Annotated in this window: 10 protein-coding genes; 1 reads left to right on the forward strand and 9 read right to left on the reverse strand. The window is 68.3% G+C overall.

All coding sequences use genetic code 11. The features are described 5' to 3' along the window. Positions 1 to 7: 7 nt before the first annotated feature. From AAID08_RS15015 to AAID08_RS15045, 7 genes are all read right to left on the reverse strand, one after another. Positions 8 to 766, reverse strand: coding sequence for a peptidylprolyl isomerase (locus AAID08_RS15015; RefSeq protein ID WP_175204545.1), 759 nt, complete (start codon positions 764 to 766; stop codon positions 8 to 10). A 15-nt stretch (positions 767 to 781) separates the two neighbouring features. Next, entirely contained in the window at positions 782 to 1,465 is a 684-nt protein-coding gene (gene narI / locus AAID08_RS15020; RefSeq protein ID WP_175204546.1) for a respiratory nitrate reductase subunit gamma, read from the reverse strand. Between the two features lie 17 nt (positions 1,466 to 1,482). After that, positions 1,483 to 2,130 carry a nitrate reductase molybdenum cofactor assembly chaperone gene (gene narJ, locus AAID08_RS15025; RefSeq protein ID WP_054504256.1) on the reverse strand — a complete coding sequence of 216 codons (648 nt, stop codon included), beginning with the start codon at positions 2,128 to 2,130 and terminating at the stop codon, positions 1,483 to 1,485. 14 nt (positions 2,131 to 2,144) lie between these two features. Further along, positions 2,145 to 3,707 carry a nitrate reductase subunit beta gene (gene narH / locus AAID08_RS15030; RefSeq protein WP_395756543.1) on the reverse strand — a complete coding sequence of 521 codons (1,563 nt, stop codon included), beginning with the start codon at positions 3,705 to 3,707 and terminating at the stop codon, positions 2,145 to 2,147. Continuing rightward, positions 3,704 to 7,459, reverse strand: coding sequence for a nitrate reductase subunit alpha (locus AAID08_RS15035; protein ID WP_395756544.1), 3,756 nt, complete (start codon positions 7,457 to 7,459; stop codon positions 3,704 to 3,706). Before AAID08_RS15035 ends, narH begins: the two co-directional genes overlap by 4 nt. A 147-nt stretch (positions 7,460 to 7,606) precedes the next feature. Beyond that, the gene (locus tag AAID08_RS15040) at positions 7,607 to 8,992 is read right to left on the reverse strand and encodes a NarK family nitrate/nitrite MFS transporter (RefSeq protein ID WP_116791120.1); all 1,386 of its coding nucleotides are present in this window, start codon (positions 8,990 to 8,992) and stop codon (positions 7,607 to 7,609) included. A gap of 19 nt (positions 8,993 to 9,011) precedes the next feature. After that, complete coding sequence (locus tag AAID08_RS15045; RefSeq protein WP_395756545.1) at positions 9,012 to 10,271, reverse strand: nitrate/nitrite transporter; 1,260 nt, start codon at positions 10,269 to 10,271, stop codon at positions 9,012 to 9,014. A gap of 240 nt (positions 10,272 to 10,511) precedes the next feature. On the opposite strand from AAID08_RS15045, the gene AAID08_RS15050 reads away from it, so the two are divergent. Beyond that, positions 10,512 to 11,762, forward strand: a complete 1,251-nt coding sequence (locus tag AAID08_RS15050; RefSeq protein ID WP_395756546.1) for an NnrS family protein — start codon at positions 10,512 to 10,514, stop codon at positions 11,760 to 11,762. Between the two features lie 23 nt (positions 11,763 to 11,785). Here the strand turns inward: AAID08_RS15050 and AAID08_RS15055 are convergent, their stop codons facing one another. Both AAID08_RS15055 and AAID08_RS15060 read right to left on the reverse strand, forming a co-directional pair. Then, positions 11,786 to 12,601: a hypothetical protein gene (locus AAID08_RS15055; RefSeq protein ID WP_395756547.1), complete on the reverse strand. Its 816-nt coding sequence runs from the start codon at positions 12,599 to 12,601 to the stop codon at positions 11,786 to 11,788. A 70-nt stretch (positions 12,602 to 12,671) separates the two neighbouring features. Then, positions 12,672 to 13,826 (reverse strand): FAD-dependent oxidoreductase, encoded by a 1,155-nt coding sequence (locus tag AAID08_RS15060; protein ID WP_395756548.1) that lies wholly within the window; start codon positions 13,824 to 13,826, stop codon positions 12,672 to 12,674. Positions 13,827 to 13,888 lie beyond the last annotated feature (62 nt).

Consider the following 13,888-nt stretch of genomic DNA (forward strand, 5'->3'; position numbering starts at 1 on the left):
GCGGGTGTCATGACGGGCTCCCGAACACCCGGTCGTCCTCGGCGCCGCCCAGGTCGATGCCGCGCACGTCGGCGCGCTCCACCAGCAGCCTGGCGTACTGGCGCCAGGCGGTGTCGCGGCTGGCGGCGGCCAGGGCCGAGGCGATCGATTCGCGCACCTGCTCGAACGGCAGCAGGCGCCCTTCGATGCGCCGCGTCACGCGCACGATGTGCAGTCCGTGGCGGGTTTCCAGCACCTGCGGCAGCAGGCCGCCGGCCGGCAGGGAGAACACGGCCTTTTCGAATTCGGGCACGGTGTCGCCGCGCCCCAGTTGCCCCAGGTTGCCGCCCACCGTCGCCGACGGGCAGTTCGACTGTCGCCGCGCGACCTCGGCGAAACCGGACGGATCGGCCAGCAGGTCGGCCAGCACCGCGCTGGCGTGGGCCCGCAGCAGGTCCAGGTTCACTCCGGGGGTGACCTGGAACAGGATGTGGTCGGCCTCGATCAGCTCGCCCACGATGAAGCGCTGCGGGTTGGCCTGGTAGTAGCGGCGGCAGGCGGCCTCGTCGGCCTCGGGCGCCGGCGCCTGGCGGGCCAGCAAGGCGCCGATGGCGTCGTCTTCCGAGGCGAGGTCCAATCCCTGCCGCGCCGCCTCGTCCCGCAGCACCCGCCGCAGCACCAGCGCCGTGGTGGCGGCGCGTATCGGGTTGGGCGCGTCCGCGTGCAGCGGCAGTTCTTGTTCCATGTCGGCGTCGGTCAGTTCGACGCCATTGATCGTCACAGGCATGTCGGCCTCCTCGGGTCAGCGCGGACGCACCAGTTGCCAGGCGCGGCCCAGATAGCCGACCGAGGCGAAGCCGCTCCACACGTGCACCAGGCGCGTGAACGGGAAGATCACGAACAGCGTCAGGCCCATGAACAGGTGCGCCTTGAACAGCGGCGGCACCTCGGCCACAAAGTCGGCGGCCCCACTGCGGAAGGTCACGATGTGCTGCGCCCAGTGCATCAGGCGCACCATCATCTCGCCATCCATGTGGCCGGCCGACAGCGCGATGGTCGACAGGCCCAGCAGCAGCGTCACCAGGATCCACAGCAGCAACAGCTTGTCGCCGGGCCGGGTGGTCTTGCGGATGCGCGGGTCGCTCAGGCGGCGGTGGATAAGGATCAAGAGGCCGATCAGGCACAGCCCGCCCATGACGCCGCCGGCCACCATGGCGACGGTCTGCTTGAGCGTGTGCGACACGCCCAGCGTGTCCCACACCGCCACCGGGGTCAACAGGCCCGCCAGGTGGCCGAAGAACAGTCCCAGGATGCCGACGTGGAACAGGATGTTGCCCAGCCGCAGCTGGCCGCGATGCAGCAGCTGCGAGCTGTCGGTCTTCCAGGTGTACTGCTCGCGCTCGAAGCGCGCCAGGCTGCCCAGCAGGAACACCGTCAGGGCAATGTAGGGGTAGATGCCGAAGAAGAACTGGTTCAGGGAATTCATGATGCGTGTCCTGGAAATTAGCGGGTGACCGGCGCGCGGGGATAGAAGCGCACGGCCTGCGCGCCGTCGCCCGAGAACGGGCGCAGCAGCGGCTCGACGCCGTCGGCGCCGGCGCCGAAGGTCTCCATGGCCTCGTCCATGTCGCGCACCGGCGGCGCGGTCTGTTCGCGCGGCGTAACCCGCGACAGGCCGCGCAGCACGACGAAGACGCTGGCGTACGGGCTCTCGTTGCGCGCCAGGCGCGAGCCGATGGCGGCCAGCACGTGGATGGCGTCGTCCAGCAGGTCCCGCGCCACGGCCGGGTCGATCACGCCCAGGAACTCCAGGAACAGCGGCACGTGGTCCGGCAGTTCCGACACCACCGGCTCGAAGCCGTGCTGGCGGTAGGTCTCGAGCAGGTCGACCATGGCCTGGCCACGGTCGCGGCTTTCGCCATGCACGTGCTCGAACAGGTGCAGCGAATGGGCGCGGTTGCGGTCGAAGGTGGCGACGTAGGCTTCCTGCAGCGCGATCAGGTCCTGGCTGGCCAGGTGGCCGATCAGCGGCTGCAGGGTTTCCTCGGCTTCCGGATAGGCGGCCAGCGCGCCCTCGACCTCGGTCAGGGCGTCGAGCAGCTCCTGTTCGGGGTAGCAGAGCAGCGCGGAAAGCAGTCGATAAAGGCTCATGATGTTCTCCGGTCTCAGGCCGCGGCCTTCTTGCGCGACTTCGGCATGTCGATGAAGATCTCGCTGCCCTGCGGCTTGCGGCCGAACAGCGTGCCTTCCGAGATGCCGCCCGAGCAGCCGTTGCCGAAGGTGAAGCCGCAGCTGCCCTTCTCGTTGAAGCTGTCCTCGACGATTTCCTTGTGGCTGCTGGGCACCACGAAGCGGTCCTCGTAGTTGGCGATGGCCATGATGCGGTACATGTCCTGCACGGTTTCTTCCGACAGGCCGACCTGTTCCAGCAGGGCCGTGTCGTGTTCGCCGTGCACGGTCTCGGCGCGCTTGTAGGCGCGCATCGCCAGCATCCGCTCCAGCGCCTGCAGCACCGGGGCTTCCTTGCCCGCGGTCAGCAGGTTGGCCAGGTAGCGCACCGGGATGCGCAGGCTGGCCACGTCCGGGATCATGGCGCTGGTGCCGAGCGTGCGCTGCGGCATCTTGCCGGCCTCGGCCGCGGTCTGGATCGGCGACAGCGGCGGGATGTACCAGACCATCGGCAGCGTGCGGTATTCCGGATGCAGCGGGAAGGCGACGCGCCACTCCACCGCCATCTTGTAGACCGGCGACTGGCGCGCGGCTTCCAGCCACGATTCCGGGATGCCCTGCTCGCGCGCCGCGGCGATCACCTCGGGCGAATGCGGGTCCAGAAACAAGTCCAGCTGCGATTCGTACACGTCCTGCTCGTTGCCGACGGCGGCGGCGCGCTCGATCTGGTCGGCGTCGTACAGCATCACGCCCAGGTAGCGGATGCGGCCCACGCAGGTTTCCGAGCACACGGTCGGCTGGCCGGCCTCGATGCGCGGATAGCAGAAGGTGCACTTCTCGGCCTTGCCGCTGTGCCAGTTGTAGTAGATCTTCTTGTACGGGCAGCCGGAGATGCACATGCGCCAGCCGCGGCACTTGTCCTGGTCGACCAGCACGATGCCATCGTCCTCGCGCTTGTAGATCGAGCCCGACGGGCAGCTGGCGACACAGGCCGGGTTCAGGCAGTGTTCGCACAGGCGCGGCAGGTACATCATGAAGGTGTTCTCGAAGGTCGAGTACATCTCCTTCTGCACGCCCTCGAACAGGGCGTCGCGGCTGCGCGCGGCGAATTCGCCGCCCAGGTCGTCCTCCCAGTTCGGACCCCAGACGATCTTGTCCATCTTCTTGCCGGTCAGCACCGACACCGGGCGCGCGGTGGGCGGCGTCTGCGACAGCGGCGCGTTCTTCAGGTGCTCGTAATCGAAGGTGAACGGCTCGTAGTAGTCGTCGATCTGCGGCAGGTTGGGGTTGGCGAACAGGTTGGCCAGGATGCGCAGCTTGCCGCCCTGGCGCGGTTCCAGCTTGCCGGCCGCCGTGCGGCGCCAGCCGCCCTGCCACTTCTCCTGGTTCTCCCATTCCTTGGGATAGCCGATGCCGGGCTTGGTCTCGACGTTGTTGAACCAGGCGTACTCGACGCCGTCGCGGCTGGTCCAGACGTTCTTGCAGGTGACCGAGCAAGTGTGGCAGCCGATGCACTTGTCCAGATTCAGCACCATGCCGATTTGGGCGCGTATCCTCATGATTGCTTCTCTTCCTGTTGCGTTTGGACGGCGGGATCTTCGACCAGCGGGCCTTCCAGCCAGTCCACTTTCTTCATCTTGCGCAGCACCACGAACTCGTCGCGGTTGGCGCCCACGGTGCCGTAGTAGTTGAAGCCGTAGGCCTGCTGGGCGTAGCCGCCGATCATGTGGGTCGGCTTGAGCACGGTGCGCGTCACCGAGTTGTGGATGCCGCCGCGCTTGCCGCTGGTCTCCGCGCCCGGCACGTTCACGATCTTTTCCTGGGCGTGGTACATCAGGCACATGCCGACCGGCACGCGCTGGCTCACCACCACCCGCGCGGTCAGCGTGCCGTTGACGTTGAACACCTCGACCCAGTCGTTGTCGACCAGCCCGGCCTGCTTGGCCTCGGCCTCGGAGATCCACACGTGGGGACCGCCGCGGCTCAGGGTCAGCATGCGCAGGTTGTCGGAATAGGTGCTGTGGATGCCCCACTTCTGGTGCGGCGTCAGCCAGTTCAGCACCAGTTCCTTTTCACCGTTGGGATAGCGGCCCAGCATCGGCGCCACGGTCTTGGTGTCGATCGCCGGCTTGTAGACGCACGAGCCCTCGCCGAAGTCCAGCATCCAGCGGTGGTCCTGGTAGAACTGCTGGCGGCCGGTCAGGGTGCGCCACGGGATCAGCTCGTGCACGTTGGTGTAGCCGGCGTTGTAGCTGACCTCTTCGCTTTCCAGGCCCGACCAGGTCGGCGCCGAGATGATCTTGCGCGGCTGCGCCTGGATGTCGCGGAAGCGGATCTTGTCGTGCTCGCGGCCCACCGCCAGGTGGGTGTGGTCGCGGCCGGTGATCTTGCCCAGCGCTTCCCAGGCCTTGACCGACACGTGGCCATTGGTCTCGGGCGCGAAGGTCAGGATCATTTCGGCGGCGTCGATGGCGCTGTCCAGCCGCGGCCGGCCCTGGCTCACGCCAGCTTCGGCCACGCGCTCGTTGATGCCGGCCAGCTCGCCCACTTCATGCTCGGTGTTCCAGTTGATGCCCTTGCCGCCGTTGCCCAGCTTGTCCAGCAGCGGACCGACCGAGGTGAACTTGCGGTAGATGTCGTTGTAGTCGCGCTCGACCACGGTCATGTTGGGCGCGGTCTTGCCCGGCACCAGGTCGCATTCGCCCAGCTTCCAGTCCCTGGGTTCGAAGGCCTGGCCCAGTTCCCCCGGGGTGTCATGCATCAGCGGCGTCAGCACCAGGTCGCGGCGCTTGCCCAGGTAGGGGCCGCCGATGTCGCTGAACTTCCTGGCCAGCAGCTTGTAGATCTCCCAGTCGGTCTTGCTTTCCCAGAGCGGCTGCACCGCTTCGCTCAGCGGGTGGATGAAGGGGTGCATGTCGGACGTGTTGAGGTCGTCCTTCTCGTACCAGGTGGCCGTCGGCAGCACGATGTCGCCGTACAGGCAGGTGGTGCTCATGCGGAAGTCCAGCACCGTCAGCAGGTCGAGCTTGCCCTCGGCCGCGTCTTCCTGGTAATTGACTTCGACCGGCTTGATGGCGTCGGCCTCGTCGCCGAAGACGGCGTTCTGCGTGCCCAGCAGGTACTTCAGGAAGTACTCGTGGCCCTTGCCGCTGGAGCCCAGGATGTTCGAGCGCCACACGAACATGTTGCGCGGGAAGTTGGCGGGATCGTCCGGGTCTTCGCAGGACATGCGCAGTTCGCCGGACTTGAGCTGCTCGACGGCGTGCGCCACCGGGTCCTTGCCGGCAGCTTCGGCCTGCGCGGTCAGGTCCAGCGGATTGGTGCGCAACTGCGGCGCCGACGGCAGCCAGCCCATGCGCTCGGCGCGGGCGTTCAGGTCGATCATGCTGAGGTCGCCATAGCGACCGCGGTCGGCGGTCGGGCCCAGCACTTCCTGTACGTTGAGCTTTTCATGGCGCCACTGGCTGGTATGGGCGTAGAAGAACGACGTGCCGTTCATCTGGCGCGGCGGGCGCACCCAGTCGGAGGCGAACGCCAGCGGCGCCCAGCCGAACTGCGGCCGCAGCTTTTCCTGGCCCACATAGTGGGCCCAGCCGCCGCCGCTCTTGCCGACGCAGCCGCACATCATCAACATGTTGATGATGCCGCGGTAAATCATGTCCATGTGGTACCAGTGGTTCAGGCCGGCGCCGACGATGACCATCGACTTGCCCTCGGTGTCGTGGGCGTTCTGGGCGAACTCGCGCGCCACCTGGATCACCTGCGCGCGCGGCACGCCGGTGTGCTTTTCCTGCCAGGCCGGGGTGTAGGGCACGTCGTCGTCATAGGACGTGGCCACGTTGCCGCCGCCCAGGCCGCGATCCAGGCCGTAGTTGGCCATCTGCAGGTCGTACACCGTGGCCGCCAGGGCCTCGCTGCCGTCGGCCAGGCGGATGCGGCGCGCCGGCACGTTGCGCACCAGCAGTTCGTCGTGCTCAGCGCCGAAGTACGGGAAACCCACGCCGACCACGGTGTCGGCGCTGTCCGCCAGGCTCAGGCGCGGCTCGATGGCGCGGCCGCTGCCGCCGTCGCGCGCTTCCAGGTTCCAGCGGCCGACCTTCTCGCCGCCGTTGACCGCGCCCTCGCCCCAGCGAAAGCCGATGCTGCCGTTGGGCGCCACCAGGTCGCCGCTGGTTTCGTCGAATACCAGCGTCTTCCAGTCGGGGTTGTTCTGCTCGCCCAGCGCGCCGTCAAGCTGCGAGGCGCGCAGGAAATGGTCGGGCGCATAAAAGCCGTCGCGCTCCTTGAGCAGGACCAGCATCGGCATGTCGGTGTAGCGCCGCACGTAGTCGCGGAAATAGGCCGAGGCGCCCGACAGGTGGAATTCCTTGAGGATGACATGGCCCATGGCCATCGCCAGCGCGGCGTCGGTGCCCTGCTTGGGCGCCAGCCAGATGTCGCCGAACTTGACCATTTCGCCGAAGTCGCTGGACACCGCCACCGTCTTGGTGCCCTTGTAGCGGACCTCGGTGTAGAAGTGGGCGTCGGGCGTGCGGGTCTGCGGCACGTTCGAGCCCCACACCATCAGGTAGGTCGAGTTGTACCAGTCGGCCGATTCCGGCACGTCGGTCTGCTCGCCCCAGATCTGCGGGCTGGCCGGCGGCAGGTCGCAATACCAGTCGTAGAAGCTCAGGCAGGCGCCGCCCAGCAGGCTCAGGTAGCGGGCGCCGGCGGCGTAGCTGACCATCGACATGGCGGGAATCGGCGAAAAGCCGATCAGGCGGTCGGGGCCGAACTTCTTGATGGTGTAGGCGTTGGCGGCGGCGATCATCTCGGTGGCCGTGTCCCAGTCCGTGCGCACGAAGCCGCCCAGCCCTCGCACCGACTTGTAGCGCCTGGCGCGCGCCGGGTCCTGGCTGATCCATTCCCAGGCCGCGATCGGGTCCATGGTCTTGCGCGCCTCGCGCCACATTTCCATCAGGCGGCCGCGCATCATCGGGTACTTCACGCGCTGCGCCGAATAGACGTACCAGCTATAGGACGCGCCACGCGGACAGCCGCGCGGCTCGTGGTTGGGCAGGTCCGGCCGCGTGCGCGGGTAGTCGGTCTGCTGGGTCTCCCAGGTGATCAGGCCGTTCTTGACGTAGACCTTCCACGAGCACGAGCCGGTGCAGTTGACCCCGTGGGTCGAGCGCACCACCTTGTCGTGCTGCCAGCGGGCGCGATAGGCGTTTTCCCACTTGCGGTCTTCATTGACCACCGCCCCGTGACCGTCCGCGTAGGTGGATTTCACCCGCGACATGAACTTCAACCGGTCCAGAAAATGACTCATTGCGTTTCTCCAAGAGCGCCGGCGCGGCCGGCGCGTACTGCAATCCGTGCTGTCAAAATCACTTTAGTGGTCGCCCGCCGCGCCGACCATTCGCCGGTGGCACAGGGCGGGCGCGGCAGAGTGACTAGTCACCCCGGCCAGCCCCGCTCAGCAGGGCACCGGCGCGTTGCGGCGCGCGTAGTACCACCAGGTGATCAGCACGCAGGTGGCGTAGAAGCCGATGAAGCAATACAGGGCCGCCTGGGCGCTGCCGGTCAGCTCCAGCGAGGTGCCGAAGCTGCGCGGGATGAAAAAGCCGCCATAGGCGCCGATGGCGCCGGAAAAGCCCAGCACCGCGGCCGATTCGCGCGCCGCGTCGGTCAGGGCCTGCTTCTGCGCGGCCGCGCCCTTGCCGTGCGCGGCCTGGGTGCGCTCGCGCAGGAAGATCACCGGAATCATGCGGAAGGTCGAGCCGTTGCCCACGCCGGTCAGCGCGAACAGCACGATGAACATGGCCAGGAAGCCGTTGAAGTCGCCGCCCTGCCCGTTCAGCGGCAGGAACATCACCACGCCCAGCACCGCGGCGATCATGCCGATGAAGGTGAACAGCGTGACGCGCGCCCCGCCCAGCTTGTCCGAGACCCAGCCGCCCACCGGCCGCGTCAGCGAGCCCACCAGCGGCCCCAGGAAGGCGTAGGTGGTCGGATCGACCTGCGGGAACAGCGTCTTGGTCAGCATGGCGAAGCCGGCCGAAAAGCCGATGAACGAGCCGAAGGTGCCGACATACAGCCAGCACATCAGCCAGTTGTGCTTGCGCTTGAAGATCACCGCCTGGTCGGCGAACGAGGCGCGTGCGTCGGCGATGTCGTTCATGCCGAACCATGCCGCCAGCGAAGCCAGCGCGATGGGAATGACCCAGATGAAGCCGGCGTTCTGCAGCCACAGGCTGCGCTGCGCGCCGCCGGCGGTAATCGTCTGCGGCTCGCCGCCGAGGGCGCCGAACACGCCCATCGAGATCACCACCGGCACCACGAACTGCACCAGCGACACGCCCAGGTTGCCGATGCCGGCATTAAGGCCGGTGGCCAGGCCTTTCTTGTCCTTGGGAAAGAAGAAGCTGATGTTGGCCATGCTGGAGCTGAAGTTGCCGCCGCCCAGGCCGCACAGCAGCGCCAGGATCAGCAGCGTCGGGAACGAGGTGGTCGGGTCGCGCAGCGCAAAGCCCATGCCCAGCGCCGGGATCAGCAGCGAGGCGGTCGAGATCGCGGTCCACTTGCGGCCGCCGAACACCGGCACCAGGAACGAATAGAAGATGCGCAGCGTGGCGCCCGACAGCGCCGGCAGCGCGGTCAGCCAGAACATCTGGTTCTTGGACAGCATGAAGCCGGCGCGGTCGAGGTTGACCACCACCACGCTCCACAGCATCCAGATGCTGAACGCCAGCATCAGCGCGGGAATGGAAATCCACAGGTTGCGGTTGGCGATGCGGGCGCCGGTCTGTTTCCAGAAGCCGGGGTTTTCCGGCTCCCAGCGCGCCAGGACATGGGAAGACATAGGTGTTCTCCGGTGGGGGTCAGGCGGCTTGGCGCCGCGCGGTGGCGGCGCTTTCGGGCCGGAAGCTGAAATGCATGAAGATGAGCGAGACGCAGACCGTGCCGTACAGCAGCATGAAGGCGCTGGAGCGCACGCCGCTCAGGTCGAGCAGCACGCCGAACAGGATCGGCAGGATGAAGCCGCCGAGGCCGCCGGCCAGGCCGACGATGCCCGAGACCGCGCCGATGTTCTGGCCGAACTCATCCGAGATGAACTTGAAGACCGAGGCCTTGCCAATCGCCATGGCGATGCCGACGATGAACAGCAGGATGGTGAAGCTGACCGGCCCCAGGGCGATGTCGAACTGGCGCGGGCCGCCGGTGGTCATGACCGTGAAGTGGGTCTGCGGATAGCTGAGGATGAAGAACGCCACCCAGCACACCCACATCACCCACCAGGTGGTCTTGTAGGCGCCGTAGCGGTCCGAGATCCAGCCGCCCATGGCGCGCAGCACGCCGCCCGGCAGCGAGAAGCACGCGGCCAGCAGCGCCGCCAGCTTCATGTCGAAGCCATACTCGCCGATGTAGTACTTGGTCATCCAGAGCGCCAGCGCCACGTAGCCGCCGAACACCACCGAGTAGTACTGGCAGTAGCGCCACACGCGCGGGTCCTTCAGCATCGCGAATTGCGCCTTCAGGCTGGCGCCGCCGGCCACCCGGTGCGACGGATCCGAGGCCGAGAACAGCCAGAACAGGATCGCCGTCACCAGGAGCGCCACCGCGTACACCTGCGGCACGATCACCCAGGCGCCGCCGGCGGCGGCGATCAGCGCCGGCGCCACGAACTTGGTGATGGCCGAGCCCGAATTGCCGGCGCCGAACACGCCCATGGCCAGGCCCTGCTTGTTGCGCGGGAACCAGCGCGCCACGTAGGGCGTGCCGACCGAGAACGAGCCGCCGGTCAGGCCCACGAACAGCGCCAGTACCAGGAATTGCCAGTACTCGGTGGCGTAGGACAGCAGCCAGATCGGCACCACCGCCAGCAGCATCAGCACGAAGAACACCGGCCGGCCGCCGTAGCGGTCGGTCCAGATGCCCAGCGGCACGCGCACCAGGGAGCCGGTCAGCACCGGCATGGCGGCCAGCAGGCCGAATTCGGTCTCGGACAGGCCGAGCTGTGTCTTGATGGGAATGCCCAGCACCGCGAAGATCATCCATACCGCGAAGCAGATGGTGAAGGCGAAGGTGCTGGATACCAGGACCCGCATGGGCGCGCTGGCCGAGGGGTGGGTTGATGCCATGGTGGTTCTCGCTTTTTTGCACACGGAATACGACAGCCCCAAGCCTAGGCATCCGCGCCTGCCGCCACCATTCGCCGGCCGACCATATCGGCGCCGCCGATGTGACTAGTCACCCCGGAAAAGCCGCCGCGTTTGCGCGGGATCAAATCCACGCGATGGGCCGAAAGCCTTCTTAGGCATTAATATGTATTTCAAATACACATTCAAAATCACCCCGCCGGCTACTGGTCAAAGGTCATCATGTCCACCCTGCTCACCCTGGAAGAACCCGCCGCTGACGGCGCCGCGCGGCCGAATTGGCGCGCCTTCACCGAAATGGGCTTTCGCCCGCTGTACCTGGCTGGCTGCGCCTGGGCGTTGCTGTCGGTGCTGCTATGGGTGTTCGCGCCGGCCCGACTGACGGGCGTGCTGACCGCCATGCCGTGGCACGCCCACGAGATGCTGTGGGGCTTCGTGGCCACCATCGCGGTCGGCTTCCTGCTGACGGCCGGCGCCAACTGGACCGGCCGCAATCCGCTGCGCGGCGCGCCGCTGGCGGCGCTGTGTGTGGTCTGGCTGGTGGCGCGCGGCGCCTACCTGGCGCCCGGCATGACGGCCTTCACCGTCGCCGCCGTGGCCGACCTGCTGTTCTTCCTGTCGGCCGCCATTGCCCTGGCGCGCGCCGTCTGGATCACGCGCAATCGCCGCAACTACGGCGTGCCATTGCTGCTGCTGGCGCTGGCCGCGGCCCACGCGCTGTATCTGCGCGCCGCGCTGGCGGGCGATTACCTGGCGCTGATGCGCTACTTCAACGCCGGCCTTTTGACGATGGCGGTGCTGACGCTGCTGATCGCGCGCCGCGTGCTGCCGTTCTTCGCCAAGCGGGCCGTGCAGGGCCTGGAAATTCCGCCCCACACCCGCAGCGGCCATTGGCAGCTCGGCGCCGGCGTGCTGGCGATTGCCGGCCTGCTGGCCGGGGCGCCGCGTGCCGCCGCACTGCTGCTCGCGGTCACCGGCATCCTGGCGCTGGCGCAGTGGTTGGCCTGGAAGCCGTGGGCCGCGCGCCGCGTGCCGCTGCTTTGGATCCTGTACGTGGGTTATCTGGGCCTGGGCATCGGCCTGCTGGCGGGCGCGGCGCAACTGGCCGGCTACGTGGCGCGGCCCGCCTGGCCGGCGCACGTCATCGGCGTGGCCGGTTTCTCGGTGCTGATCATCGGCATGGCCACGCGCACGGCGATGGGCCACTTGGGCCGGCCGCTGCGCGCCGACCGCAGCATGGTGCTGAGCTATGCGCTGGTGATCCTGGCGGCGCTGCTGCGCCTGGCCGCCCTGGTGCCGACGGGCGCCGCGCTGGGCTTGCTGCATGCGTCGGCCGGCGCCTGGGCGCTGGGGTTCGGCTTGTACCTGTGGCGCTTCTTGCCGTGGATGATCCGTCCGCGCGCGGACGCCGCGGCCAAGCCGGCGGCGCCGATGATGAAGATCGTGCCCGCCGGGCCGCGCCGGGCGCCTTGAAGCGCGGGCGGCCGCCCCGCTTCTTAGCCGCGCGCTTCGCGCCGGCGGGTCGCTTCCAGTTGCTTCTTCATGGCCTTGAGCCAGGCCTTGAGCTGCTGCATGTCGACGAACTGCGACAGCTCGAACTCCAGCTCGCCGATATAGTCCTGCACATCGGCGATTTCCGCGTCCAGGTCTTCCATCAGGTCGGCCGGGTCGATCGGCTGCTCCGGATCGAAACGGTATTCGGCCTTGAAGTCGCGCTCGAACGCGGCCAGCTCGCGGTTCACGGCCGCCAGTTGCTCCCGCAGCACGGGAATGGCCAGCGCCAGCTTGTCCTGGGGCACGCCGTCCAGGCCGTCCGGCCCCAGCGCCAGCAAGGCCTCGGCCTGCGCCAGCGCGTCCGGCGCGAACGTCGCGGCGGTGGCGGGCGCGCCTGCCTGGGCCTGCGCGGAGGCGGCCATCTCGGCCATCTCCGCCGCCTCGGCCTCGCGTTCCTCGGCCACTTCGGCGTCGATGTCGGAACCGCTGTGCTTGCGGTAGACCGCCTTCAGGCGCTCGACGTCGCATTCGGCCGGCGTGCCGTCCAGCAGGATCGAGAACAGCGTCTCCTGCCCCAATTGCGCGGCGATCTCGGACACCAGTTGACGTTCCGCCTTGGTCAGCTCCTTCTGCTTGGCGGCATGGTCGAAGCAGAACACCAGCCTGGCCTTTAGCTCGATCTCGGTGACCTCCAGCGGCGCCAGCACCTCGGCATGCTTGTCCTGGTACTCGCGCGCCACGGTTTGCCACAACTGCAACGCGGCGCGGTCGGTGCGCAGCGCGTCGATCAGCGCGGCGGCGGAGGTATTTTCTTGCATGGATGAAACCCTATGAGCGGCCCGGCGCGCGCCGGGGCGGAAACTGGCTGGAAAACCGTATTATCCCCGTTCACAGCCCTTCGCCCCAGGCGCTGGCCAAGCCCCGCAGCGCCGCCGCCGGGTCGGCCGCCCTGGCCTGCTGGTCGCGCAGGCGGCAGATCTCCGGATCGCGCTCGAACAGGCCGCGCGCATGGACGCGGGCCAGCTCGGTCAAGCCGGCGGTCTTGGGCCGGCGGATCGCGGTGAAGGCGGCCAGCGCCGCCTCCAGGTCGCGCGGCCCGGCCGCCAGGCATTGGCCCAGGTGCCAGGCATCCTCCAGCGCCTGGCACGCGCCCTGGCCCGAGGTCGGCAACGGCGCGTGCGCGGCATCGCCCACCAGCAGCACATTGTCCCGATGCCAGACCGCCGGCGTGTCCAGGTCATGCACGGCGATCAGGCGCACGGCGTCGGCGGGCGTCGCCTGGATGAGGCGCGCGACCGGCGCGGCCCAAGCGGCGAAAAGGCCGGCAACCTCCGCGCGCGGATCCGCCCCCTCCCCGGCGACGGACAGCGGCCGGACCTGGGCCCCGGCCCAATAGACCAGATCCCGCCGCACCGCGACGCAGCCGAAACGCTCGCCGACGCCCCAATAGTCCTGGATGGCGATGTCATCGGCCAGGCCTGGAGCCGACGCGACGCCGATCCAGTTCACGAACCCTTGGTACACCGGCGTGTTGTCGCCCGTGACGAACCGACGCGCCACCGAGTCCATCCGGCCGTCCGCGCCGATGAGCAGGTCCGGCCGGATGGCGGCGCCATTGCCAAACCGCGCCGTGGCGCGGCCATCATCGCCCGGCTCGATCGCCACCGCGCGATGGCCGTACTCGACCGTGATGCCGGCGCGCGCCGTGTGCGCCAGCAGCACGGCCAGCAGGTCGCGGCGCAGGATCGCATGGGTCGGGTAACCCATCAGGCGATCCAGCGCGGTGATGTCGAGTCCGCCCAGGGCATTGCCCGCGGGGTCGTAACGGCGCATCGCCACCGGCTTGCCCCCCAGCGCCGCGACGTCCGGCAGCAACCCGAGCCGGTCAAGCACGCAACCCGCATTGGGCCATAGCGTCACGCCAGCCCCCATCGTGGCCGGCGCGGCGCCGCGTTCGTAGACCCGCGGCCGGTGTCCCGACCGATGCAGGGCGAGCGCGACGCTCAGGCCGGCGATCCCGCCGCCCAGTATTCCGATATCCATGCTGAATCCTTGCTTCAAATCCCGCGTGCCGGCCCGACGCCGCACACAGGATCCGCATCGTA

The organism is Achromobacter sp. EB05, from assembly GCF_044232075.1.
GTDB lineage: Bacteria > Pseudomonadota > Gammaproteobacteria > Burkholderiales > Burkholderiaceae_B > Achromobacter > Achromobacter dolens.